This is a genomic window from Micromonospora sp. D93 (assembly GCF_018070365.1).
Taxonomy (GTDB): domain Bacteria; phylum Actinomycetota; class Actinomycetes; order Mycobacteriales; family Micromonosporaceae; genus Micromonospora; species Micromonospora ureilytica.
Genome location: NZ_JAGPXW010000043.1, coordinates 29,827 through 54,906 on the forward strand (window position 1 = coordinate 29,827; position 25,080 = coordinate 54,906).

The following is a 25,080-nucleotide window of genomic DNA, read 5'->3' on the forward strand; positions in this document are numbered from 1 at the left end:
CCCCGGCCCACCGGAGCGCCGCGCCCACAACTCGCCCGGGGCACCCGAGCCCGCAACTCGCCGGGCTACTCCCCGCCCGCAGCTAGCGCGGGGCACGGCGGGTACGGCGAAGGCCCCGCCCCCAGCGATCCGGAGATCGTGGGGACGGGGCCCGTCGTCGTTCAGCGGGTCACTTACCGCCGGCGAGCTTCTCCCGCAGTGCGGCGAGCGCCTCGTCGGTGGCCAGGGTGCCTGCCGGCTCCTCGGCCTGCCGGCTCGGCGCCGGGCTGGACGAAGAGGTGGTGCCACCGCCACCGCCGCCGGCAGCGGCCGGGACGACCGGAGTCGGGTTGGCAGCGGCCTCGGCGTCGGCGGCCCGAGAGGTCTGCACCTGCTTGGTGTGGGCCTCCCAGCGCAGACGAGCCTCGGCGTACTGGCTCTCCCAGGTCTCGCGCTGCTTGTCGTACCCCTCGAGCCACTCGCCCGTCTCCGGGTCGAAGCCCTCGGGGTAGATGTAGTTGCCCTCGGTGTCGTACGTCGCGGCCATGCCGTAGAGGGTCGGGTCGAAGTGCTCCTCGCCCTCGACGAAGCCCTCGTTGGCCTGCTTGAGCGACAGCGAGATCCGCCGACGCTCCAGGTCGATGTCGATGACCTTGACCATGACCTCGGAGCCGACCTGGACGACCTGCTCCGGGATCTCCACGTGGCGCTCGGCCAGCTCGGAGATGTGGACCAGACCCTCGATGCCGTCGTCCACCCGGACGAACGCACCGAACGGCACCAGCTTGGTGACCTTGCCCGGCACGATCTGCTGGATCGCGTGGGTGCGGGCGAACTGCCGCCACGGGTCTTCCTGGGTCGCCTTCAGCGACAGCGAGACGCGCTCGCGGTCCAGGTCGACGTCCAGGACCTCGACCTCGACCTCCTGGCCGACCTCGACGACCTCGGACGGGTGGTCGATGTGCTTCCAGGACAGCTCGGAGACGTGCACCAGACCGTCGACGCCGCCGAGGTCCACGAACGCGCCGAAGTTGACGATCGAGGACACGACGCCCTTGCGGACCTGGCCCTTCTGCAGCTTGTTGAGGAACTCGGTGCGCACCTCGGACTGCGTCTGCTCCAGCCAGGCCCGGCGGGACAGAACCACGTTGTTGCGGTTCTTGTCCAGCTCGATGATCTTGGCTTCGAGCTCCCGCCCGACGTACGGCTGCAGGTCGCGCACACGACGCATCTCGACCAGGGACGCCGGCAGGAAGCCGCGCAGCCCGATGTCGAGGATGAGGCCGCCCTTGACCACCTCGATGACCGAACCGCGGACGACGCCGTCCTCGTCCTTGATCTTCTCGATCGTGCCCCAGGCCCGCTCGTACTGTGCCCGCTTCTTGGAGAGGATCAGACGACCCTCCTTGTCCTCCTTCTGGAGGACCAGGGCCTCGATGTGGTCGCCAACCGTCACAACCTCGGCGGGGTCCACGTCGTGCTTGATCGACAACTCCCGAGAGGGGATGACACCCTCGGTCTTGTAGCCGATGTCGAGCAGGACCTCGTCCCGATCGACCTTGACGACGGTGCCTTCGACAATGTCGCCGTCGTTGAAGTACTTGATGGTCTCGTCGATCGCGGCGAGGAATGCCTCCTCGGAACCGAGATCGTCGTGGGTGACCCGGGTGGCGCTCGAGGGGGCCTCGATGCTGCTCGTCATGTGGGCGGTTGCTCCGGTCGGTGGGTTGTCACAGCAGGCTGGTGTGTCGCAGTGACCTGTTCGCGCCAGCGGATCCGTCGCCGGGCACACCGAACGATCGCCTAGTGAGATCATGATGTGGCTCCGTCGACCGCGCACCTGCTCCCTGCCGAGGCAACGCGATCCGCGAGCGCATCGTCTAGCCTACCGTGCGCATTACCACAGCGTGCAAGCCCTCCCGGCTTCTCTCCGTGCGATGACCTGCGAAAGCCGAACAATCGCCCGGAAAACACCCCCGCTGTCTCCTGCGTCACAGCAGACCCAGGCGCGCCGCCGGCCCGCGCCGCTGCCGCGCCGCGCTTGATCGACTCGGTTTCCCGGCCTCAGCCACGCAGATCGTGGACGCGCCGCCGTACACAAGGGGGTGGGTGGGGCCTAGCGTGGGCGCGTGGATGACGACAGCCGGGTTACCCGGCGCCGGGTGGGTGACGCCGAGGCCCGGCGCGCCAACCGCGGCTGGTGGGACACGGACGCCGACGACTACCAGGCCGAACACGGCGCGTTCCTCGGCGACGTGGACTTCGTGTGGTGCCCCGAGGGCCTGCGCGAGGCCGACGCCCGGCTGCTCGGCGACGTGTCGGGGCGGCGGGTGCTGGAGGTGGGCGCCGGCGCCGCGGCCGCCGCCCGCTGGCTCGCCACCCAGGGCGCCCGGCCGGTCGCCTTCGACCTGTCCGCCGGCATGTTGCGGCACGCCGCCGAGGCCGCCGACCGCAGCGGGGTACGCGTACCGCTGGTGCAGGCCGACGCGCTCGCCCTGCCGTTCGCCGATCGGTCGTTCGACGTCGCCTGCACCGCGTTCGGCGCGATCCCGTTCGTGGACGACTCGGCGGCGCTGCTCGCCGAGGTGCACCGGGTGCTGCGTCCGGGCGGGCGGTGGGTGTTCTCGGTGACCCACCCGATGCGGTGGATCTTCCTCGACGACCCCGGCGAGGGCGGCCTGACGGCCGTGCACTCGTACTTCGACCGCTCCCCCTACGTGGAGCAGGACGAGACAGGCGTGGCCACCTACGTCGAGCAGCACCGCACCCTCGGCGACCGGATCCGCGAGTTGGTCGGCGCCGGGTTCCGACTGCTGGACCTGGTGGAGCCGGAGTGGCCGGAGGGACACGAGGGGATCTGGGGGCAGTGGAGCCCGCTACGCGGACGACTCTTCCCCGGCACCGCCATCTTCGTCACCGAGAAGCCTACCGACTGAGCGCCGCACGCGGAGTGCGACGGCCCCGAACGCCACCGGCGCTACGGTCCGCCGGTGAGCGCATGGCCGAACCCGACACCACCGGACCGCTGGCGTCCGGACCCGGCACGACAACAGCGGGCCGACTATCAGGTCGCCGACCTGTCGAACCTGCCAGACGACGACTCCCCGCGCGTCGAACTCGTCGACGGAGCCCTCCAGGTGACGCCCTTTCCGACACTGGATCACCAGGACATCTCCGGACTGCTCCGTACGTGGCTGCGCTGCCACGCACCGGCGGACATCCGGGCCACCCAGGCCGTCGCGGTCGAACTCGGTGACAACACCAGCCGGCGCCCGGATGTCCTGTTGTGCCGCGCCGACGTGCCGTCCGACCGGTCCACTCTGCGGCCGCAGGACGTCGTGCTCGCCGTGGAGATCGTTTCGCCGGGCACGCGACGGATCGACAGGTTCGCGAAACCTGGTGAATACGCCGCCGCCGGCATCCCGTTCTACTGGCGTATCGAGCAGGACCCGGTGCACGTGTACGCGTACCGGATCGGCGACCGGGTGGGGCCGGGCGGTGAGCGGCAGTACGAGCTGGTCGCCGACGGGCCCGACGTGATCGAGCTGACCGAGCCGTTCGACATCAAGCTGCCGATCGCCGAGATCACTCCGTAGTCGTTTCGCCCCGACCGCCGCGGGTAGCCGAGAACCATGGCCGAGCAGGGATTCCACCAGGGCGACCATGCCCACCGCCCCGAGGTGCTGCGTCATGAGCAGAGGTGACGACGGCCGGGACACCTACCGGGAGTTCACCGAAGCGGTGAACATGAAGCCCGGCGAGCTGTCCACGTGGCTGGAGACCGACGAGTCGAAGCAGGTCGGCTGGCACAAGGGCGGCCACGCTGGTGGTGGCGAGTCCGTCGGGCACGAATCCGGCCGGAAGATCATCAACCTGCTGCGCCGCAAACGCGGTGACCTGTCCGAGGGCGACTACAAGCACATGCGCAAGGTCGTCGGCTACGTACGCCGGCACATGGCGCAGCGCCCCTCCGGCAACGTCCGCGACACCAGGTGGCGCTGGTCCCTCATGAACTGGGGCCGCGACCCCCTGAAGTAGCCGGCGCAGCCCGACGACCCCTGATGCACCACGCCAACGGCCGCGAGCAGGGCGACGCGGTCAGGGGTTCCGGGGCAGCCCGACCCACGCAGGGATCAAGCCAGACCGCCCGGAGTGGGTCGGGCTGCCCCGGAACCCCCACACCGCAACCACCCAAAGCCGAAACGATCAGTGATCAGCGCTGTTCCAGTCCCGGCCCAGACCGACGGACACCTCCAGCGGCACCGACAGCGGGTACGCCCCGCCCATCTCCCGCCGGACCAGCGTCTCCAACGCCTCCCGCTCACCCGGAGCGACCTCGAAGACCAGCTCGTCGTGCACCTGCAACAGCATCCGCGAGTGCAGCCCGGCCTCGCGCAGCGCGGTGTCGACGTGCAGCATCGCCACCTTGATGATGTCGGCGGCGGAGCCCTGGATGGGGGCGTTGAGCGCCATCCGCTCGGCGATGTCGCGGCGCTGCCGGTTGTCGCTGACCAGGTCGGGCAGGTAGCGGCGCCGACCGAGGATGGTCGAGGTGTAGCCGTCCTGGCGGGCCCGGGCGACGACCTGTTGCAGGTAGTCGCGCACGCCACCGAAGCCGGCGAAGTAGTTTTCCATCAGCCCGCGCGCCTCTTCGGTGCTGATGGTGAGCTGTTGGGACAGGCCGAAGGCGCTGAGCCCGTACGCCAGGCCGTAGTTCATGGCCTTGATCTTGCGGCGCTGGTCGGGGGTGACCTCGTCGAGCGGCACCCCGAAGACCGACGAGGCGGTGGCGGCGTGGAAGTCGGCACCGGAGTTGAACGCGTCGATCAGCGCGTCGTCCGAGCTGAGGTGCGCCATGATGCGCATCTCGATCTGGCTGTAGTCGGCGGTGAGCAGGGACTCGTAGCCCTCTCCCACCACGAAGGCCCGTCGGATCCGACGGCCCTCCTCGGTGCGGATCGGGATGTTCTGCAGGTTGGGCTCGGTGGAGGAGAGCCGACCGGTGGCCGCCACGGTCTGGTTGAAGGTGGTGTGGATCCGGCCGTCGTCGGAGACCGACTTGAGCAGCCCGTCGACTGTCGACTTGAGCTTGGCCACGTCCCGGTGACGCAGCAGGTGGGCCAGCACCGCGTGCGGCTGCTGCGCGTAGAGCCACTGCAGGGCGTCGGCGTCGGTGGTGTAACCCGTCTTGATCTTCTTGGTCTTCGGCAGACCCAGCTCGGTGAAGAGGATCTCCTGCAGCTGCTTGGGCGAACCGAGGTTGAACTCCCGACCCACCGCCTCGTACGCGCCCTGCGCGGCGGCCTTCACCTCGGCGGCGAAGTGGGCCTCCAGCTCGGACAGATAGTGGGTGTCGGCGGCGATGCCGGTGCTCTCCATCGTGGCCAGCACGCGCATCAACGGCAGCTCCACGCCGGCCATCAGCCGGGCGGACTGCTCGCCGTCGCGGGACAGCTCGGCGTCGATCGCGTCGGCCAGGTCGAGGGTGGCCCGGGCCTGGAGCATCAGGTTCTGCTCGACCACCCCTTCGTCGCCGAGGCCGTCCAGGGTGAGCTGGCCGGACTCCGGAACGTCCACCCGCAGCTCCCGGTGCAGGTAGCGCAGCGCCAGGTCGGTCAGGTCGTAGGACCGCTGGTCGGGGCGGGCCAGGTACGCGGCGATCTGGGTGTCGCGGACGATGCCGGCGAGCTGCCAGCCGTGCGCGGCGCAGGCCAGCACGGCCGGCTTGCTGTCGTGCAGCACCTTGGGGCGCTCCGCGTCGGCCAACCAGCCGGCCAGTGCGCCCTCGTCGGTCGCGTCGAGCCCAGCCGGGTCGACCCAGGCCGCCGCGCCACCGGCGGTGGCCAGCGCGAGACCGGTGATCGAGGCGGTGTGCCGGCGGTTGGGGCCGGTGTCGAGTTTGACCGCCAACCCGACCGGGGTGCCGGTCGGGACGTGCGTGGTCAGCCACCCGGCCAGCGCGCCGGGCTCGGTGAGCACCTCGCCGGCGAGGTCGAAGCCGGACTCGGCCTCCGGCTCGACCGCTTCGAGGTACTGGTAGAGACGGTCGCGCAGGATGCGGAACTCCAGGGTGTCGAAGACCTGGTGCACCGCCTCCCGGTCCCAACCCGTCCAGCGGGTGTCCTCCGGGCGCAGCGGCAGCTCCAGGTCGGAGACGAGGCAGTTGATCTCGTAGTTGCGGATCACGTCGGCGAGCCGCTCCCGCAGGCTGTCGCCGGCCTTGCCCTTGATCTCGTCGGCCCTGGCGATCACGCCCTCCACACCGCCGTACGTGGTGATCCACTTGGCTGCGGTCTTCGGGCCGACGCCCGGGACGCCGGGCAGGTTGTCACTGGTCTCGCCGACCAGCGCGGCGAGGTCCCGGTACTGCTGTGGCGGGACGCCGTACTTCGCCTCGACCGCCGCCGGGTCCATCCGGGCCAGGTCGGAGACGCCCTTGCGCGGGTAGAGGACGGTGATCTGATCGTCGATCAGTTGGAAAGCGTCGCGGTCACCGCTGCTGATCAGCACCGACATGCCCTGGTCGCGAGCCTGGCAGGCGAGCGTGGCGATCACGTCGTCGGCCTCGAAGCCCTCTTTCTCGACCACCGGGATCTGCAGCGCGGCCAGGACCTCCTTGACCAGGCTGACCTGGCCCTTGAAGTCGGTCGGGGTCTCGCTGCGGCCGGCCTTGTACTCCGCGTACTTGTCGGTGCGGAAGGAGTGGCGGGAGACGTCGAAGGCCACGACGATGTGGGTGGGCTGCTCGTCGCGCAGCACGTTGATCAGCATCGAGGTGAAGCCGTACACCGCGTTTGTCGGCTGCCCCGTCGTGGTGGAGAAGTTTTCCACAGGCAGGGCGAAGAAAGCCCGGTATGCCATGGAATGTCCGTCGACGAGAAGCAGGCGCGGTGTCGTAGCTGTCACGGCAGCGACTCTAGCCCGCCACTACGACAGGACGGGACACCGGCACGGCGCCCGGCGCGGCCGTCGGACGGCCGCGCCGGGTACCGGCTCAGAGCACCTTCTCAGAGCACCTTGGCCAGGAACGCCTTCGTCCGGTCGTGCCGGGGGTTGGCGATCACCTCGCGCGGCGCGCCGGACTCCACCACCACCCCGTCGTCCATGAAGATCAGCGAGTCGCCGACCTCCCGGGCGAAGCCGATCTCGTGGGTCACCACGATCATCGTCATGCCGTCGCGGGCCAGGTCCTTCATCACGTCGAGCACCTCACCGACCAGCTCCGGGTCCAGCGCGCTGGTGGGCTCGTCGAAGAGCATCAGCTTCGGCTGCATCGCCAACGCCCGGGCGATGGCCACCCGCTGCTGCTGCCCGCCGGAGAGCTGCCCAGGGTAGTTGCCGAGCTTGTCGCCGAGCCCGACCCGCTCAAGCAGCGCGGCGGCCCGGTCCCGGGCGGCAGCCTTGCGCTCCCGGCCCAACAGCACCGGCGCCTCGGCGACGTTCTGCAGGGCGGTCATGTGCGGAAAGAGGTTGAACCGCTGGAACACCATGCCGATCGCGCGGCGCTGGGCGGCGATCTCCTTCTCCCGCATCTCGTGCAGCTTGCCGCCGCGCTCCCGGTAGCCGATCAGGTCGCCGTCCACCCGGATCCGGCCGGCGTTGATCTTCTCCAGGTGGTTGATGCAGCGCAGGAACGTCGACTTGCCCGAGCCGGAGGGCCCGAGCAGACAGCAGACCTCGCCGCTGCGGACCTCCAGGTCGATGCCCTTGAGCACCTCCACCGACCCGAACGACTTGTGCACCTGCTCGGCCCGAACCATCACGCCGTCGCCGGCCGTTCCCGCGGCCTCCGCGGGTGTCGTCACCTGCGTCATCACCGACCTGCCTCGCTCGCGCTACCGCCGGCCTCCGCGGCGATCCCGCGCAGTCTGATCTTCGCTTGGGCGCTCTTGCCGAACCCCTTGGAGAAGTGCCGCTCCAGGTAGTACTGCCCGACGAGCAACACGCTGGTCAGCAGCAAATACCAGAGGCAGGCCGCCACGTACATCGGGAAGACCTGGAAGGTCCGGTTACCCACGGCCTTGAGCTGGAAGAACAGCTCGGTGGAGACCGGCACGAAGGCCACCAGCGAGGTGTCCTTGAGCATCGCGATGGTCTCGTTGCCGGTCGGCGGGATGATCACCCGCATCGCCTGCGGCAGCACGATGCGCCGCAGGATCTGGGTACGGCTCAGGCCCAGCGCCTGCGCCGCCTCGGTCTGCCCCTCGTCCACCGACTGGATCCCGGCCCGGACGATCTCGGCCATGTACGCCGCCTCGGAGAGCCCGAGCGCCAGCATGCCGGCGACGAATCCCGTGAGGATCTCCAGCGCGGAGAAGCCGAAGAGACGTGCCTCGAAGTTGTCAATGCCGAAGAGCGCGCCGAGCTGCCGGTCGAACGGCAGCCCGAACTCGATCCGGGCCCAGAGGATGCCGAGGTTGCCGAAGAGGATCGCCAGCACCAGCCGGGGCACCGCCCGGAAGAACCAGGTGTACGCCCAGGAGACGCCGCGCAGGATCGGGTTCTCCGACAACCGCATGATGGCGATGACGACGCCGAGACTGACGCCGATCACCATCGCCAGAACGGTCAGCGCGAGCGTGCCGCGCAGCCCCTCCATGATCGGCGGCCGGAACATCTCGTCGACCATGAACGCCCAGTTGAACGCCTTGTTCGTCACCAGCAGGTGGACGAACATGGCCACCAACACCCCGATCACGGCGACCGCGACCCAACGTCCGGGATGCCGGACGGGCACGGCCTGGATGGGTTCCGGCCGTGCCCGTTCGGTTGTGTCCGTTTCTGACGACATGCGTCAGTTGGCGGGGTTCAGCGCCGAGGAGGTGATGGCGCCACCGTCGACGCCCCACTTCTTCAACGCGGTCTGGTACGTGCCGTCGGCGATGACCGCCTGGACGGCCTCCTTGAGCACCTCGGCGAAGGCGGTCTGGTCCTTCTTGACCGCGTAGCCGTACGGGGCGGACTCGTAGATGTCGCCGACCAGCTCCAGCCCGCCGTTGCTCTGCTTCACCGCGTACGCCCCGACCGGCGAGTCGGCCAGCATGGCGTCGTTCTTGCCGCTGAACACGGCGGCCGTGGCGTCGCTCTGCGCCTGGTACTGGTCGATGGTGATCGCCGGCTTGCCGCCGGTGGTGCACTTCTTCGACCGCGCGGTGATGTCGTCGAACTGCACGGTGCCGGTCTGCACGGCGATCTTCTTGCCGCAGGCGTTCTCAATGTCGATCTTGCCCGCGTTGCCGGCCTTGGTCGCCCACTGGGTGCCGGCGGAGAAGTAGCTCACCATGTTGACGCTCTTGAGCCGCTCGGCGTTGATGGTGAACGACGACACACCGATCTCGTACTTGCCAGAGTCGACACCGGGCAGGATCGCGTCGAAGGGCGACGACTCGTACTCGGCCTTGAGGCCGAGCTTCTGCGCCACCGCGTTGAACAGCTCGACGTCGAAGCCGACGACCGTCTTGCCATCGGCGTCGAGGAACTCGGCCGGGGCGTACGTCGAGTCGGTGCCGACCTTGATCACGCCGTCGGCCTTGATGGCGTCGGGCACCTTCCCGGCCAGCGCCGAGTCGGCCGCCGCCGTGACGGTCGGACCGGCACCGGGCTGGGCGGTGTTCTCCTTCTCCCCACACGCCGTCAGCGAGAGGGCGAGCAGCGCCGCACTGGCGGCACCGAGCGCCGCCCGGCGGGCACCGTTGGTATTGAACATGTCTCTGCACTCCTTGCGTGAGGGGTGTGACGGCCGCTCAGGCCACGCCGAGGTATGCCTCTTTGACCGCCGGGTCGTGCAGCAGCTCGGCGCCGGTGCCGCTCTTGACGATCCTGCCGGTCTCGAGCACGTACGCCCGGTGCGCTCGGGCCAGCGCCTGCTGCGCGTTCTGCTCCACCAGCAGGACCGTGGTGCCCTGCTCGTTGATCTCCTTGATGATGTCGAAGATCTGTTGGATCAACATCGGCGCCAAACCCATCGAGGGCTCGTCGAGCAACAGCAGCTTCGGCCGGCTCATCAACGCCCGACCGACCGCCAGCATCTGCTGCTCGCCGCCGGAAAGGGTACCGCCGGCCTGCTTACGTCGCTCCGCCAGCCGCGGGAAGAGATCGAGCACCCGGGCCAGGTCCTGGGCGATCCCGGCCCGGTCACGCCGGGTGTACGCCCCCATGTCCAGATTCTCGAGCACCGACATGCCGGGGAAGATCCCCCGACCCTCGGGCGCCTGGCAGAGCCCCCGCCGGACCCGCAGGTCCGCCCGGAGCTTGGAGATGTCCTCGCCCTCGAACCGGATGCTGCCGGTGGCGATCGGCCGGATCCCGGAGATCGCCCGCATGGTGGTCGACTTCCCGGCGCCGTTGGCGCCGATCAGCGCGACGATCTCACCCTCCGCCACGGTCAGGCTGATGCCGTGCAACGCCTGGATCCGCCCGTAGAGCAGGCTCACATCGTCGATCTCAAGCAACATCGTCCGGGACCCCCAGGTACGCCGCGACCACCTTCGGGTTGTCCCGCACCTCGGCGGGCAGCCCCTCGGCGATCTTCTTTCCGAACTCCAGCACGACGATCCGGTCGGTGACGCCCATGACCAGGCGCATGTCGTGCTCGATCAGCAGCACGGTCACGCCGGTGTCCCGGACCTGCCGGATGAGCTGGAGCAGCTCCTCCTTCTCCGCCGGGTTGAAGCCGGCGGCCGGCTCGTCCAGGCAGAGCAGCACCGGATCGGTGGCCAGCGCCCGAGCGATCTCCAACCGCCGCTGCTCCCCGTAGGAGAGGTTGCGGGCGAACTCGTGCAGCCGGTGCCGGATGCCGACGAACTCCAGCAGCCGCTCGGCCTTCTCCCGACCCTCACGCTCCTCGCGCCGGTGCCGAGGCAACCGGAACAGCGCGGAGAGCACGCTGGTCTTGTGGTGCGCGTCCGCGCCGACCTGGACGTTCTCCAGGGCGGTCATCTCCGGGAACAGGCGGATGTTCTGGAACGTCCGCGCCATGCCCAGTTGGGTGATCTGGTGGCGCTTCTTCCCGCTGATCTTGCCGCCACGGAACCGGATCTCGCCCTGGGTGGGCTGGTAGATGCCGGTCATCGCGTTGAAGCAGGTGGTCTTGCCAGCCCCGTTCGGGCCGATCAGCCCGAGGATCTCTCCCTTGTAGAGGGTGAAGTTGACGTTGTCGAGCGCGACCACGCCGCCGAAGCGCAACGTGACGTTGTCGACCTCCAGCAGCGGCTCCCGACTGGGGACCGCCTCCATCGCCGGCGCGCCGGCCTGCGCCGGAACAGCCGGCGTCTGATCGGTGTCACTCACCGACGATCACCTCCTTGCGACGGTCTTTGAACTCCGCCGCCCGTCGTCGGTTCGGAATCAGGCCCTCCGGCCGGAAGATCATCATCACCACGAGGACCAGGCCGAAGATCAGGAACCGGTACTCGTACAGCTCCACGCCGAACAGCTCGATGCCGCGGAACCGCTCGATCATGTACGCCACCAGGCCACCACCGACGATCGCGCCGACGATGTTGCCCGAGCCGCCGAAGATCACCGCCGCCAGAATGATGATCGAGTTGAGCAGCTCGAAGTTCTGCGAGTTGACGAAGTTCTGCTTACCCGCGAAGAGCGCACCGGCCAGGCCGGCGATCGCGGCACCCGAGGCGAACGCCCAGAGCTTGAACTTGAACGTCGGCACACCCATCAGCTGCGCGGCGTCCTCGTCCTCCCGGATCGAGATCCAGGCCCGACCGACCCGACTGTGCGTCAGGTTCCGCACACCGATCACCACCAGGATGATCAGCGTGAGCACCAGCCAGTAGTACGGCCGGGCGTCCAGCACGCCGAAGAACGGCTTGCCGTCGGCGTACTTGCCGGGCGGGTGCGGGATCTGGTTGAAACCCCGCTGGCCCTTGAGGAAGTCCGAGCTGACCGCGGCGATCCGGATCATCTCGGCGAAGCCGAGCGTCACGATCGCCAGGTAGTCACCGCGCAGGCGCAGCGTCGGCGTACCGAGCATCACGCCCGAGAGCATGGTCAGCCCGATCGCCAGCGGCACCACGAGCAGCCACGGCCAGAGCGTCTTGACGTTGCTGCTCGGCGAGGTCAGCACCGCCACGGTGTACGCGCCGACGGCGAAGAAGCCGAAGTAGCCCAGGTCGAGCAGGCCGGCGAAACCGACCACGATGTTCAACCCGACGGCCAGCAGCACGTAGATCGAGACGGTGAAGAGCACCTGCGTGAAGTTCGCACCAGGGGTCGGGATCGGCCCGAGATACTGGTAGAACTCCCTGTTCGGCAGCGCGTAGAAGAACGCGATCACCGCGACCAGCAGCGCCCAGCGCACCCAGCGCGGCGCGCCACGCCACCGTTCTCCAGCCGCCTCGCGGCCGGAGCGCACCCTCTCCAGGACGGTCGTCATGCCCGTGCCCTCCCCAGCGATTCGCCCAGCAGACCGGTCGGCCGGAACATCAGCAGCACCACCAACACCGCGAAGGCGGCGAAGTCCTTCCACTGACTGCCGAACAGACCGGCGGCGTAGTTCTCGACCACGCCCAGCAGCAGGCCACCGATCAGCGCGCCGCGCAGGTTGCCGATACCGCCCAGCACCGCGGCGGTGAACGCCTTGAGCCCCAGCAGGAAGCCGACGCTGTAGGTCAGGGTCTGGATCCGCACGTCGTAGAGCAGACCTGCGACGCCGGCCATGGAGCCACCGGTGATGAAGACCATCAGGATGATCCGGTCCTTGTTCACACCCATCAACGCGGCGGTGTTGGCGTCCTGGGCCACGGCCCGGATGCCCCGGCCGGTACGGCTGCGGTTGATGAAGAGGTCCAGCAGGACCATCATCAGCAGCGCCGCGCCGATCGTCAGCAGTTGGATCGAGTCGATCGGCACGCCGAAGACGTGGAACAGCGGCTTGCTGCTCACCAGACTGGGCGCGCCCTCCGGCAGTCGGCGGGTCCAGATGCCGAAGGCCTCGGAGATCGCGATCGACGCGCCGATCGCGGTGATCAGGAAGGCCAGCGGCGGGGCGTTGCGCTTACGCAACGGCCGGTACGCCACCCGCTCGATCACCGTCGCGGTGCCCGCCGAGGCGATGGCGGCGACGATCATCGCCACCAGCAGGTAGAACAGGATCGAGCCGATCCCGCTGACCTGTGAGTTCTGGTCGAGTCCAAAGCCGTTCCAGGTCCAGATCGCTGCGAACGCGCCGGCGATGAAGACCTCGGAGTGAGCGAAGTTGATGAGTCTCAGTACGCCGTAGACCAGCGTGTAGCCGAGCGCGACCAGGGCGTAGATCGCGCCCTGGGTCAGGCCGGTCGTGGTGAGTTCCCCGAAGTTGGAGAACAGTCCATTGAAGTCCAAGGGAGGGACGCTCCATCACGTCTGGAGAGAAAATTGGGGTGCGGCCGGGAGCGAGCAGCTCCCGGCCGCACCCGCGATCACAACTCAATCGCCGAAGCAGCGACCAACATCAGGACTTCGGGATCTCCTGGTCCGGGACAACCTTGCCGCCGGTGACCTTGAAGGCCCAGACCTTGACCTGAGCCGGGTCCAGCTCGCCGGTCTCGGTGAACTTGTAGCTCGCCGCGACACCCTCGCCGCTGTAGCCCTTCACGAACTCCAGCAGACCCTCACGGGTGGTCTTGCCAGCCTTGATACCGGCCAGCAGGATGTTCGCCGCGTCGTAGGCGGTGTCGCTGTAGGTGCCCGGGTCGGTGCCGGTGAGCGCCTTGAACTCCTGCACGAAGGTGCCACGGGCCTCGGCGGCCGGCTGGCACGGGCAGGTGAGGATGGTGCCCTCGGCCGCCGCCTCACCAGCGGAGGTGATGTACGCACCGTCGTTGACGCCGTCGCCGGCGACCAGCGGCGCGGTGACCCCGGCAGCGGTGAGCTGCTTACGGATCAGGCCGGCCTCCTGGTAGTAACCGCCGTAGAAGATCGCCTTCACGTTGGCGGCCTTGACCTTGGTGACCACGCCGGAGAACTCGGTCTGCTTGCCCTCGCCCTGGACCTTGTCCGAGCCGACAACCGCCGAGCCGAGCACCTTCTTGACCTCGTCGGCCAGGCCAGCGCCGTACGCCGACTGGTCGTCGATGACGTAGACCTTGTCGGCATTCATCACGTTCTTCATGTAGTTGCCGGCCGCCGGGCCCTGGCTGAAGTCGTTGCCGACCGCGCGGAAGAAGGTCTTCCACTTCTGGTCGGCCAGGCTGGGCCGGGTCGCGGACGGGGTGATGGTCACCAGGCCAGCCTCGCTGAACAGCGGGCCGGCAGCCTCGGACTCACCCGAGTAGGCCGGGCCGACGACGCCGAGGATCTTGGTGTCGTCGATCGCCTTCTGCGCCAGACCAGGCGCCTGGTCGGGGCTGCCCTGCGAGTCCAGGGACGCCAGCTCGACCTTGCAGTCGGCGTTTTCCTTGTTGTACTTGTCAACGGCGAGCTTGACACCGTTGTTCTCGTTGATGCCGAGCGCGGCCGAGCTGCCGGTCAACGCGCCGAAGAATGCGATCTTGCTGCCACAGGCGTCACCGCCGCCTGCCGCGTCGTCGCCACTGGAGCATGCGGTTCCACCGGCGACGAGCGCCACCATGGCGACCCCACCGATAACGCGCGCGAGCTTCTGCCTCAAGGCCCGAACCCTCCTCGTCCCATGGTCCGAACCACCCGCTGGCTATTGGCACTTGCGGGGGCGGACGAACCAGACCGTCGTCGCCGGTCTGGGGCCGGACGTTATCCCACCGTGGAGCTGTGACGTAAGCCCCATCGGAGCGGGTTGACCGAACCGTTACACACCGTGGCGGATCAGAACCCATCCCTGTAAGAACCGTCGGCTGCGGGGCTGCTTCGCCTTCGTTTCTTCGGTAACTGATCAACGGCTATGTGTCCGTTACCGATCGAGGTCTGACAACGGCAGCCACCAGGCGCGCGGCGTTTTTCCACCGCCCGTCGCCATCAGCAGTCGATCTTCAGATAGGGCCGCCGCGCCGGCCGTGTCCCCACTGTCCGAAACCGGCCAAGCGCCGCCATCGCCCGCCATGAATCACCCGCATCGACCGAGAGCCACGGTCCGTGACGGTCCCCGTCCCGGGCAGCCGCCCGACACTCCGCCCGCGGACGGCCACCAGCGCGGCGGCCCGCCGTCAGCCGGGCCACGCCGCCGACCGCGGCCTCTCCCCCCTCGGGCCGACCAAGGGTCCGCGGGCGGCCACCAGCACCGCGGAGCGCCGAGAGCAGCGCCCCTACCCGCCGCGACGCGGATCGACGCCGGTCAGGGTGCCGGCAGGGTCACTTCACCGCCGGCGGTCTCCGCGAGGATCCGCTCGGCGACCTCCTTCATGGTCATCCGGTGGTCCATCGCCGTGCGCTGAATCCACTTGAACGCCTGCGGCTCGGTCATCCCGTACGTGGTCATCAGCGCGCCCTTGGCGCGCTCCACCGACTTACGGATCTCCAGGCGGTCGGTCAGGCTCGCGACCTCCGCCTCCAGGGCCGCGACCTCCGAGTAACGCGACAGCGCGATCTCCACCGCCGGAACCAGGTCGCTCTTCTGGAAAGGCTTCACCAGGTACGCCATCGCGCCCGCCGCCCGCGCCCGCTCCACCAGATCACGCTGGCTGAACGCGGTCAGAATGATCACCGGAGCGATCCGGGCACCGGCGATGCGCTCGGCGGCGGCCAGCCCGTCCATGATCGGCATCTTGATGTCGAGGATGACGAGGTCGGGCTTCAACTCCTCGGCGAGGCGCACGGCTGTCTCACCGTCGCCGGCCTCCCCCACCACCTCGTAACCCTCTTCGACCAGCATCTCGGCGAGGTCCAGCCGGATCAGCGCCTCGTCCTCGGCGATCAGTACGCGCCTACGCTCGGCATCCGTCGGCATCTCAGCCACCAGCCCTACCCCCACCAGTTCGAACGCGGCACCCGCCCAGCCGGGTGTCACCGCGTTCAGCGTAGTGGGTATTCTGTCAGGGCTGAATCAGGGAAGCGCCCTCGTAGCCCAACTGGCAGCAGGCAATGGTCTCAAACTCCATACAGTGTGGGTTCGAATCCCACCGAGGGCACAAATTAATGTCGTACGGGTGTTCGAGTATCGCCTCGTGCATCCACCTGAAATCCGCGCCCGCGCACGGCAGTTCTTCCTCGCGGGCAGCACTGTCGCCGACACCGCCAGGGCTGTCGGGTTGCCCTATCGGACGGTCTGGCACTGGTGCAACGACCGGCCGGAGGCGAAGTTTCAGGGCACGCAGCTCCGGTGTTTCCGCTGTCGCGAGGGTGTCGACAGTCCGACAGACCCCCGTGCCTACGTCTATCTCCTCGGTCTGTACCTCGGCGATGGACATCTGGTGACGACGGCACGGGTGCCGGTATTGCGCATCTACTGCTCCAACTCATGGCCAGGGCTCATCGAGGCATGTGACGTTGCCATGCGGGCCGTGCTCGCAGCGAAGGTGCAGCACGTCCAGAAACAGGGCTGCGTCGGCGTACAGAGTTACGGCACGCACTGGCCGTGCCTGTTCCCGCAGCACGGGCCCGGGAGGAAACACGAGCGACCAATCGTCCTGGCCGACTGGCAGCGCGATCTCGTTGCCGCACACCCGGGCGACTTCCTGCGTGGGCTGTTCCACTCCGACGGCTGCCGTATCGCCAACCGGGTCACCACCCGAGGGCGGCATTACGTCTACCCGCGTTACATGTTCGTCAACGAGTCGGCCGACATCATGGCGCTCTGCCAGTGGAGCCTCGACCTGCTCGGCGTCGCCTGGCGCATGAACCGGCGCAACTCGCTGTCGGTGGCGCGGCGCGACGCCGTCGCCACGCTGGACCGGCACGTCGGCCCGAAGTCCTGACCGTTACCGCGCGGATCACCGATCGTGGGAGCCTGGCTGACGATCAGGGCGAGACGCGGGCGGCGACAGGGGTGGGTGGGTTCCGATGCGGGTGGTTGTGTTCGGTGCGACCGGGATGGTCGGTCAGGGCGTGTTGCGCGAGTGCCTGCTCGCCGATGACGTGCGGGAGGTGCTGACTGTCGGTCGGCGGCCGTCCGGTAGGCAGGATCCGAAGCTGCGGGAGCTGACGGTCGCGGACGTGGGCGAGCTGGACGCGGTGCGGGCCGAGTTGACAGGCGTCGACGCGTGTTTCTACTGCCTGGGGGTGTCCTCGTTGGGTGTGGACGAGGCCGCGTACACGAGGGTCAGCTATGACTACCCGATGGCGGCGGCGCGGTTGTTCGCTGAGGTGAGCCCGGATGTCACGTTCGTCTACGTCTCGGGTCAGGGCACCGACTCGTCGGGTCAGGGTCGGGTGATGTGGGCGCGGGTCAAGGGTCGCGCCGAGAACGCGGTCATGGATCTGCTGCCCAACGGTTACGCGGCGCGGCCGGGGTTCATCCAGCCGACGTACGGGGCGGTGTCGAAGACGCGGTGGTACCGGTTCGGGTACGGGGTCACGCGTCCGCTGTTTCCGGTGCTGAGTCGGTTGCTGCCAAACCAGGTCACCACTACCGACGGGATCGGCCGGGCGATGCTGCGGGTGGCTCGGCAGGGTTCGCCCGTCCGGGTGTTGGGCAACCGCGAGCTGCGGTGACCGGTCAGACGATCGTGTCGAGGGCGTGGGCGAGGTCGGCGCGTAGGTCCTCGGGGTCCTCGAGGCCCACCGAGAGACGCAGCAGGGCGGCGGCGGGTTTGGCGTCGCCCTCGACCGGCCGGTGGGTGAGTGAGGCGGGGTGCTGGATGAGGGTGTCGACACCGCCGAGGGACACCGCGTGGGTGATGAGGCGGCAGGCGTCGGCGACGGCGGCCGCGGCGGGCGCGCCGCCGCGTACCTCGAAGGCGAGCAGGCTGCCGGGTCCGGCCATCTGCCGTCCGACCAGCGCCGCAGGATCGTGCACCGAGGGGTGGTGCACCCGGTGTACGGCGGGGTGGTCGGCGAGCCAGCCGGCGAGTTTCTCGGCGGTGGCCTGTTGGGCGCGGACCCGCAGCGGCAGGGTTTGCAGGCCGCGGTGCAGGAGGTAGCCGCCGAGGGGGTGCAGGATCGCGCCGGTGACCGCGCGGACCTGGCGTAGGCGTACGGCCCAGGTGTCGTCGCAGGCGACGACGCCGGCGAGGACGTCGCCGTGCCCGCCGATGCTCTTGGTGGCGCTGTGCAGGACGAGGGTGGCGCCGTGCCGGGCGGGTTGTTGCAGCACGGGGGTGGCGACGGTGTTGTCGACAAGCAGTGGGGTGTCGCCGGCCGCGGCGGCGAGGGCGGCGATGTCGACCAGGTCGACTGTGGGGTTGGCGGGTGTCTCGACGATGATCAGTGCGGTGTCGGGGCGGATCGCGGCGGCGACCTCGTCGGGGCGCGACCAGGTGACTGTGGTGCCGAGCAGGCCGGTGGCGAGGACGTGGTCGGTGCCGCCGTAGAGGGGTCGGACGGCGACGACGTGCCGGCGGTCGTCGCGGGCGGCGGCGAGCAGGGTGGCGGTGAGGGCTGCCATTCCGCTGGCGAAGGCGACGGCCTGGGCGGTGCCTTCCAGTTCGGCGAGGGCGGTTTCGAAGCGGGCGACAGTGGGGTTCCAGAGCCGTTGGTAGACGGCGCTGCCGTCGGTGGGGAGGGTGCCGCCGGTGGCGAGTTGCTCGTACGCGGCGCCGCCGTCGTCGACGGAGGGCAGTGGGTTCGTGGTGGACAGGTCGATGGGTGGTACGTGCACGCCGAGGGTGCGGAGGTCGTCGCGGCCGGCGTGCACGGCCCGGGTGTCCATCGTTGTCATGGCTGAAGCGTCGAACATTTGACGGCCAGTGGGCAATGGCTCGGCAGATGATTCTGTGAATCACGCTTGTTTCCGTGTTGGGTTCGGGCGAGGATGGCGGAATGTCCCCTGAGCCGAATGATGTGCGGCCGTATCCGGCCCTGGACGAGGTGGACCGCGCGATCCTGACCGAGCTGGCGGCGGATGGCCGTCTGCCGAACAACGCGCTCGCCGAGCGGGTGGGCGTGGCGCCGTCGACGTGCCTGACGCGTACGCGGGCGTTGCGCGAGCGTGGTGCGATCCGTGGTTTTCACGCCGAGGTGGACCCGGCGGCGCTCGGTCTGCCGTTGCAGGCGTTGGTGTCGGTGCGGTTGACCGCGCACGAGCGGGCGGCGGTGGACGCGTTCCGTGCCCGGTCGGTGCGGCTGCCGGGGGTGGTGTCGGTGTTCCACGTGGCCGGCGCGGAGGACTACGTGTTGCACGTGCGGGCGGCGTCCGGCGACGCGTTGCGGGACTTCGTGCTGGACCACCTGGCGGTCGACCCGGTGGTGCAACACACGCAGACCAGCCTGATCTTCGAGCAGGCGCGCGGGATGGGCTGAGCGGGCGGGTGAGGTGGCCGACGAAAACCCGTATCCCGGAACAAAGCCGGCCGGCGACGGGTTGGCTGACCGTGTGATCACCGTACCGTTGTCTGTTCTTGATCTTGCTCCGGTTGCCAAGGGCACCACCGCTGGCGCGGCGTTGCAGGCCACCACCGAGCTGGCCCGTCGCACCGAGGAGTTGGGCTACCACAGGTTCTGGGTGGCCGAGCACCACAACATGCCGGCGATCGCCAGCTCCGCCCCCGCGGTGCTGCTGGCGCACCTGGCGGCGAACACGTCGACGATCCGCTTGGGGTCGGGCGGGGTGATGCTGCCCAACCACGCGCCGCTGGTGGTGGCCGAGCAGTTCGGCACCCTGGAGGCGCTGCACCCCGGTCGGATCGACCTGGGCATCGGGCGGGCGCCGGGCACCGACCAGGTGACCGCGTTGGCGTTGCGGCGCACCATGGAGGGCCTGTCGGCGGAGGGTTTCCCGCGCGAGCTGACGGACCTGATGAACTACTTCAGCGGGGAGAAGCCGGGGCAGATCATCGCCACCCCGGGCCGCGGTGAGCAGCCGGCCGTGTGGCTGTTGGGCTCCAGCGGTTTCAGCGCCCAACTCGCCGGCCTGCTCGGTCTGCCGTTCTCCTTCGCGCACCACTTCAGCTCGCAGAACACCCTGCCGGCGTTGGCCCTGTACCGGCAGAACTTCCGGCCGTCGCAGTGGCTGGACAAGCCGTACGCGATGGTGGCGGTCAACGCGGTGTGCGCGGAGACCGACGAGCGCGCCGAGTGGTTGGCCGGGCCGAGCGCCCTGTCGTTCCTGAAGTTGCGCTCGGGGCGGCCGGAGCCGTTGTCGACGCCCGACGAGGCGGCGGCGTACCCGTACTCCGAGATCGAGCGGGAGTTCGTCGTGGCGCGCCGCGACGGTCAGGCGATGGGCTCGCCGGAGACGGTGCGTCGGCAGCTGACCGAGCTGGTGGAGCGCACCGAGGCGGATGAGCTGATGCTGACCACGCTCGTGTACGACGTGCAGGACCGGGTGCGGTCGTACGAGTTGATCGCCGAGCAGGTGGCGGGCGGTCTGCGCCGGAGCGCGTGAAACACGATCTTCACGTCAGCGTCACCCTGCCGACCCGGACGGTGCCTAATGTTGGTTCCGGTGGTGGTACGGCATTCCCGGTCGGGACGGGTTGGGAATGCCGCGGTGTGGCGCACCGGGCCGGAGCTGAGCGGATTCCGCGGCTGCGGCCCGGTGCCTGCCACCCTAGGCGACCCCGCTCGGGATCACCAGGGTTTGCATCAACGTAGGTGGATGTCCGGCGTGGGTGGGGTGCCCATTCCGTTGCCGATGAAGAACCCCGGGTGTGGCGGCTGGTTGTAGGCGGTGTTCTGCCACGCGATCGCCACCCGATACTGCGGGTCGTGCATCAGCGTGTAGATCCGGGTGCTGGTCGGGGTGGGTGTGCTGTAGATGCGCAACGCCCGACTGTCGGTGGTCCGCCAGATCACCTCCTCGCGCCAGTCGCCCAGGATGTCGCCGGAGAGCGCCGGCGTGGACTTGGTGCCGTTGTTGGATGCCACCCCGCTGCCGTCGAGCAGCCGGGTCTCACCGCCGGTGCCGTACTTGTCGATCTTCGTTCCGTCGAGCAGCTCCCGCACCGGGTCACCGTCCCACCAGGCGAGGAAGTTGGCCGAGGACGGCTTGCGGCCGACGTTCTGCCCCCTGGTGTTGGCCAGTCCGGCGACCGCTGACGACCACGACTCCGCCCCGGGGCTGCCCGCCCAGATGTCCGCGGAGACACCCCGGCCGTTGTCGCCGGACGCCGGCGTGGACCAGAGGACCTGACCGGTACGGGCGTCGGCGAAGTAGGAACTGGGCTTGCTGCCGTCCTCGTCGACCTTGAACACCTCCAGGCCGGTGCGGCCAGGGTCCAGGTCCCCGACGTGCATGGCGTCGCCGTGGCCGTTGCCCGTCGAGTGGAGCAACCGGCCGTTGTCGTCGATGGTGGCGGCCCCGTACACGATCTCCTGGCGGCCGTCGGCGTCGACATCGGCGACGGAGATCTGGTGGTTGCCCTGACCGGCGGCGGCGCCGTTGCCGGAGGAGTTCGAGTCGAACGTCCACCGCTTGCGCAGCGTGCCGTCGCGGAAGTCCCAGGCCGCGATCACCGCGCGGGTGTAGTAACCCCGGGCCATGATCAGCGAGGGGCGCTGCCCGTCCAGGTACGCCGTGCCGGCCAGGAACCGGTCCACCCGGTTGCCGTACGAGTCACCCCAGGACGACACCGTGCCACGCGGCGGGTCGTAGTTGACGGTGGAGGCGATGGCACCGGTCTGACCGTTGAACATGGTCAGGTACTCCGGGCCGGACAGCACGTAGCCGCTGGAGTTGCGGTAGTCCGCCGACGACGAGCCGATGAGCTGACCGGTGCCGGAGCGGGTGCCGTCGGCGGTCTTCATGGCCACCTCGGCCCGGCCGTCGCCGTCGTAGTCGTACACCTGGAACTGGGTGTAGTGGGCGCCGGCCCGGATGTTGCGGCCCAGGTCGATCCGCCACAGCCGGGTGCCGGCGAGGGTGTACGCGTCGACGTAGACGTTGCCGGTGTAGCCGGACTGGGAGTTGTCCTTGGCGTTCGACGGTTCCCACTTGAGCACGATCTCGTAGGTGCCGTCGCCGTTGAGGTCACCGACGGAGGCGTCGCTGGCGCTGTAGGAGTAGCTCTCGCCGCTCGGGGTGCTGCCCCCGGGCGGGACCTGCAACGGCACGTCCAGGTAACCCGCGCCGAACTGCAACGCCGGTGCCGACGCCGCCTGCTCGGCGCCGCCCACCACGGCCCGCACGGTGTACGCCGAGCCGGCCGCCGCACCACTGTCGAGGTAGTTGGTGGCGCCGGTAATCGGGCTGGCGTTGACCCTTGTGGAACCCCGGTAGAGATTGAACGCCACCCCGGAGGTCTCGGTGCCGAGCAGTCGCCAGGACACCAGGTTGCCGCTGCCGGAGCGGACGCTGACCAGCCCCCGGTCCAGGTCCTCCATCTGCACCACCCCGGCCGACGGCGGAGGCGTGGTGGGTGGCGGCGTGGTCGGCTCCTCGGTGGGTGGCGGGGTGGTCGGCTCCTCGGTGGGTGGGGCGCCGGTGCAGGTCGTGCCGTTGAGCGCGAAGCTGCTCGGCACCGGGTTGCTGCCGGTCCACGAACCGTTGAAGCCGAACGAGGCGCTGCCGTTCGTGGCGATCGCGACGTTGTGGTCGACGTTGCGCGCGGTGACCTGCGCACCGGACTGGGTGACGGCGGTGTTCCACGCCTGGGTGACCTGTTGACCTGCGGCGTACGACCAGGTGACCGCCCACCCGTTGACCGGGTCGCCGAGGTTGGTGACTGTGACGTTGGCGCCGAAGCCGCCCTGCCACTGGTTCGTGATCTGATAGTCGACCCGGCAGCCGACGGCGGCGGCCGAGGCGACGACCGTGCCGAGGGTGCCGGCCACGACGGTGGCCGCCGTCGTGGCGGCGAGCAGGATCAGCCGATGTCTGGACGGGTGCATGCACTGCCTCCGGGGATCCGGTGGTGATCGCTGCGGCCCACCGACCCTGCCCGGGGAAGCACAGTGGACCGACCCCGCCGTGACGGCGGCGGCCGGCGATCTGATCGGGGATGAAACGCCCTGGAACTCACGGATCCGACTCACGCGCATCGTAAGGCAAGCGCTTTCCGACGCGCAACATCGACGACCGTTACTTGGTCGGGGTCTTGCCCCCGCGATCAATGGCTGGTCAACTCGTTCGGATGAGCGCCCACCACATGGACCCTGACGAATTCCGTCGCGCCGGCCACGCCGTCATCGACTGGATCGCCGACTACTGGGCGACAGTGGAACAACTACCGATCGCCCCTACCGATCCGCCCGGCACGGTGGCCGCCGCCCTGCCCAGCACGCCTCCCACCACCGGCGGCGAACCGGTCGAGGCGATCCTCGCCGACCTGGACTCGATCGTCGTACCGGGGCTGACCCACTGGCAGCACCCGGGCTTCTTCGGCTACTTCCCGGCCAACACCTCCGGCCCGAGCGTGCTCGGCGACCTGGTCAGCTCCGGGCTCGGCGTGCAGGGCATGCTCTGGGCGTCCAGCCCAGCCTGCACCGAGGTGGAGACGGTGCTGATGGACTGGCTGGCCCAGCTGCTGGACCTACCGCCGCGGTTCCGCTCCACCGGCGCCGGCGGAGGGGTCATCCAGGACTCGGCCTCCTCGGCGACACTGGTGGCCACCCTGACCGCACTGCACCGGGCCAGCGGCGGCCGCTGGCGCCACAGCGGCATCGACCGGCGCTACCGCGCGTACACCTCCCTGCACGGGCACTCGTCCATCGAGAAGGCGGTACGGATCGCCGGGCTGGGCAGCGACGGGATCCGCTCGATCGAAGTGGACCCGGACACCCAGGCGATGCTGCCGGGCGCACTGCGGGCCGCGATCGAGGCCGACCTGGCCACCGGCGACACGCCGGCCATCGTGGTGGCGACCATCGGCACCACCTCCACCACCGCCATCGACCCGCTGCCGGAGATCGGGGCCATCTGCGCCGAGTACGGAATCTGGCTGCACGTCGACGCCGCGTACGCGGGATCCGCCGCCGTCTGCCCCGAACTGCGGTGGACGCACGCCGGCCTGGAGTACGCCGACTCCTACTGCTTCGACCCGCACAAGTGGCTACTCACCGGCTTCGACTGCGACGCGTTCTGGGTAGCCGACCGCGCCGAACTGATCGAGGCGCTGACCGTACTGCCGGAGTTCCTGCGCAACGCGGCCACCGAATCCGGTGCCGTGATCGACTACCGGGACTGGCAGGTGCCGCTGGGCCGACGCTTCCGGGCCCTCAAGCTCTGGTTCGTGCTGCGCTGGTACGGCGCCGAAGGGCTGCGCGCTCACATCCGCTCCTCAGTGGCGCTGGCCGAGCGGTTCGCCGAGCGGATCCGCGCCGACGACCGGTTCGAGTTGGCGGCGGCGCACCCGTTCTCACTCGTCTGCTTCCGACTGCGCGCCGACGACGACACCAACGCGGCGCTGCTGGCCTCGGCGAACGCCACCGGACGGGTGTACCTGACGCACACCCGCGTCGCCGGCCGTTACACGCTGCGGCTGGCGGTCGGCGCGCCGCAGACCACCGAAGCGCACATCGACGAGGCATGGACCTTGCTCTCCGAGGCAGCCACCACCCCGCCCACCCCCTAACCGCGCCGCCCCGCCACGGCCCGGCCCCGCCCAGCCCGGCCCCGCCCAGCCCGGGGCCGGGCCGGCCCGGCCCGAAGATCTGCGCAACTTCCCCGATGTTGCTGCCTCCGACGCGCGAGAGACAGCAACATCCCTGATATTGCGGATCGTGCCGACGAACGTCGTCGCCGGTAGGCCGGGGGCGGGGTTTGGGTGCCCGCGGCCGTCAAGGTCACGCTCGATTCAGGATGTAGTGGCCACGAAGCGCCGGGATGCCACTACATCCACGATCGAGCACGATCTTGGGTGGTTCAGCCTCGGCAATCACGACGTTCGACGGGGCATCGCCGCGCTGCGGCCCCCGCCCCTCCGCGCACCCCACCCCCGCGCAGCACCCGCGCGTCGATCATGGAGTTGCGGTGCCCGACGAACCGCACTGACAGCGACATTCATCCCACCACAACTCCATGATCGGCGCGAGGCGCGAGGCGCGAGGCGCGAGGCGCGAGGCGCGAGGCGCGAGGCGCGAGGCGCGAGGCGCGAGGCGCGAGGCGCGAGGCGCGAGGCGCGAGGCGCGAGGCGCGAGGCGCGAGGCGCGAGGCGCGAG

20 protein-coding genes, 1 tRNA gene and 1 pseudogene are annotated in these 25,080 nt (G+C 69.3%); 9 read left to right on the forward strand and 13 right to left on the reverse strand.

Features of this window, described 5'->3' with window-relative positions; translation table 11 throughout:
- Nucleotides 1-169 precede the first annotated feature (169 nt).
- A complete protein-coding gene (rpsA, locus tag KBX71_RS31475; protein ID WP_196925462.1) occupies nt 170-1,681 on the reverse strand; it encodes a 30S ribosomal protein S1 in 1,512 nt (503 codons plus the stop codon).
- Nucleotides 1,682-2,108: 427 nt separating this feature from the next.
- On the opposite strand from rpsA, the gene KBX71_RS31480 reads away from it, so the two are divergent.
- The 3 genes and pseudogenes from KBX71_RS31480 to KBX71_RS31490 all read left to right on the forward strand — a co-directional run.
- A complete protein-coding gene (locus KBX71_RS31480; RefSeq protein ID WP_210821370.1) occupies nt 2,109-2,915 on the forward strand; it encodes a class I SAM-dependent methyltransferase in 807 nt (268 codons plus the stop codon).
- A 54-nt stretch (nt 2,916-2,969) separates the two neighbouring features.
- The gene (locus tag KBX71_RS31485; RefSeq protein WP_210821371.1) at nt 2,970-3,575 is read left to right on the forward strand and encodes a Uma2 family endonuclease; all 606 of its coding nucleotides are present in this window, start codon (nt 2,970-2,972) and stop codon (nt 3,573-3,575) included.
- A 94-nt stretch (nt 3,576-3,669) separates the two neighbouring features.
- Nucleotides 3,670-4,014, forward strand: a pseudogene (locus KBX71_RS31490) (DUF3140 domain-containing protein); the annotation flags it as partial.
- 171 nt (nt 4,015-4,185) lie between these two features.
- Here KBX71_RS31490 and polA read toward each other — a convergent pair.
- The 10 genes from polA to KBX71_RS31540 form a co-directional block, all read right to left on the reverse strand.
- Nucleotides 4,186-6,885, reverse strand: coding sequence for a DNA polymerase I (gene polA, locus KBX71_RS31495; RefSeq protein WP_210821372.1), 2,700 nt, complete (start codon nt 6,883-6,885; stop codon nt 4,186-4,188).
- A gap of 101 nt (nt 6,886-6,986) precedes the next feature.
- Entirely contained in the window at nt 6,987-7,739 is a 753-nt protein-coding gene (locus tag KBX71_RS31500; RefSeq protein ID WP_210821385.1) for an amino acid ABC transporter ATP-binding protein, read from the reverse strand.
- A gap of 53 nt (nt 7,740-7,792) precedes the next feature.
- A complete protein-coding gene (locus KBX71_RS31505; RefSeq protein WP_196925458.1) occupies nt 7,793-8,770 on the reverse strand; it encodes an amino acid ABC transporter permease in 978 nt (325 codons plus the stop codon).
- Nucleotides 8,771-8,773: 3 nt separating this feature from the next.
- Nucleotides 8,774-9,685: an ABC transporter substrate-binding protein gene (locus KBX71_RS31510; protein ID WP_210821373.1), complete on the reverse strand. Its 912-nt coding sequence runs from the start codon at nt 9,683-9,685 to the stop codon at nt 8,774-8,776.
- A gap of 37 nt (nt 9,686-9,722) precedes the next feature.
- Nucleotides 9,723-10,433: an ABC transporter ATP-binding protein gene (locus tag KBX71_RS31515; protein WP_124815740.1), complete on the reverse strand. Its 711-nt coding sequence runs from the start codon at nt 10,431-10,433 to the stop codon at nt 9,723-9,725.
- On the reverse strand, nt 10,423-11,214 hold the full coding sequence (locus tag KBX71_RS31520) for an ABC transporter ATP-binding protein (RefSeq protein ID WP_167492923.1): 792 nt from the start codon (nt 11,212-11,214) through the stop codon (nt 10,423-10,425). Before KBX71_RS31520 ends, KBX71_RS31515 begins: the two co-directional genes overlap by 11 nt.
- 46 nt (nt 11,215-11,260) lie before the next feature.
- Entirely contained in the window at nt 11,261-12,370 is a 1,110-nt protein-coding gene (locus KBX71_RS31525; RefSeq protein WP_124815743.1) for a branched-chain amino acid ABC transporter permease, read from the reverse strand.
- Nucleotides 12,367-13,317, reverse strand: coding sequence for a branched-chain amino acid ABC transporter permease (locus KBX71_RS31530; protein WP_210821374.1), 951 nt, complete (start codon nt 13,315-13,317; stop codon nt 12,367-12,369). The genes KBX71_RS31525 and KBX71_RS31530 overlap by 4 nt, the downstream gene beginning before the upstream one ends.
- 109 nt (nt 13,318-13,426) lie before the next feature.
- Complete coding sequence (locus tag KBX71_RS31535) at nt 13,427-14,584, reverse strand: branched-chain amino acid ABC transporter substrate-binding protein (protein WP_210821375.1); 1,158 nt, start codon at nt 14,582-14,584, stop codon at nt 13,427-13,429.
- 639 nt (nt 14,585-15,223) lie between these two features.
- The gene (locus KBX71_RS31540) at nt 15,224-15,844 is read right to left on the reverse strand and encodes an ANTAR domain-containing response regulator (protein WP_112582684.1); all 621 of its coding nucleotides are present in this window, start codon (nt 15,842-15,844) and stop codon (nt 15,224-15,226) included.
- Between the two features lie 97 nt (nt 15,845-15,941).
- Between KBX71_RS31540 and KBX71_RS31545 the strand changes: the two genes are divergently transcribed.
- The 3 genes from KBX71_RS31545 to KBX71_RS31555 all read left to right on the forward strand — a co-directional run bounded on the left by KBX71_RS31545 (nt 15,942) and on the right by KBX71_RS31555 (nt 17,538).
- Nucleotides 15,942-16,016 (forward strand) — tRNA-Leu (locus tag KBX71_RS31545).
- A gap of 36 nt (nt 16,017-16,052) precedes the next feature.
- Nucleotides 16,053-16,802, forward strand: a complete 750-nt coding sequence (locus KBX71_RS31550) for a transcriptional regulator (protein WP_210821376.1) — start codon at nt 16,053-16,055, stop codon at nt 16,800-16,802.
- An 85-nt stretch (nt 16,803-16,887) separates the two neighbouring features.
- Complete coding sequence (locus KBX71_RS31555) at nt 16,888-17,538, forward strand: NAD-dependent epimerase/dehydratase family protein (RefSeq protein ID WP_210821377.1); 651 nt, start codon at nt 16,888-16,890, stop codon at nt 17,536-17,538.
- 4 nt (nt 17,539-17,542) lie between these two features.
- On the opposite strand, the gene KBX71_RS31560 is transcribed toward KBX71_RS31555, so the two are convergent.
- A complete protein-coding gene (locus KBX71_RS31560) occupies nt 17,543-18,721 on the reverse strand; it encodes a PLP-dependent aspartate aminotransferase family protein (RefSeq protein WP_210821378.1) in 1,179 nt (392 codons plus the stop codon).
- Nucleotides 18,722-18,804: 83 nt separating this feature from the next.
- Here KBX71_RS31560 and KBX71_RS31565 point away from each other — a divergent pair, with 83 nt between their 5' ends.
- Both KBX71_RS31565 and KBX71_RS31570 read left to right on the forward strand, forming a co-directional pair.
- Nucleotides 18,805-19,284 (forward strand): Lrp/AsnC family transcriptional regulator, encoded by a 480-nt coding sequence (locus KBX71_RS31565; protein WP_124815755.1) that lies wholly within the window; start codon nt 18,805-18,807, stop codon nt 19,282-19,284.
- Between the two features lie 73 nt (nt 19,285-19,357).
- On the forward strand, nt 19,358-20,368 hold the full coding sequence (locus KBX71_RS31570; protein WP_307847428.1) for an LLM class flavin-dependent oxidoreductase: 1,011 nt from the start codon (nt 19,358-19,360) through the stop codon (nt 20,366-20,368).
- A gap of 200 nt (nt 20,369-20,568) precedes the next feature.
- Here KBX71_RS31570 and KBX71_RS31575 read toward each other — a convergent pair whose 3' ends face one another.
- On the reverse strand, nt 20,569-22,812 hold the full coding sequence (locus tag KBX71_RS31575) for a cellulose binding domain-containing protein (protein ID WP_210821380.1): 2,244 nt from the start codon (nt 22,810-22,812) through the stop codon (nt 20,569-20,571).
- A gap of 257 nt (nt 22,813-23,069) precedes the next feature.
- On the opposite strand from KBX71_RS31575, the gene KBX71_RS31580 reads away from it, so the two are divergent.
- On the forward strand, nt 23,070-24,494 hold the full coding sequence (locus tag KBX71_RS31580; RefSeq protein ID WP_210821381.1) for a pyridoxal-dependent decarboxylase: 1,425 nt from the start codon (nt 23,070-23,072) through the stop codon (nt 24,492-24,494).
- Nucleotides 24,495-25,080 lie beyond the last annotated feature (586 nt).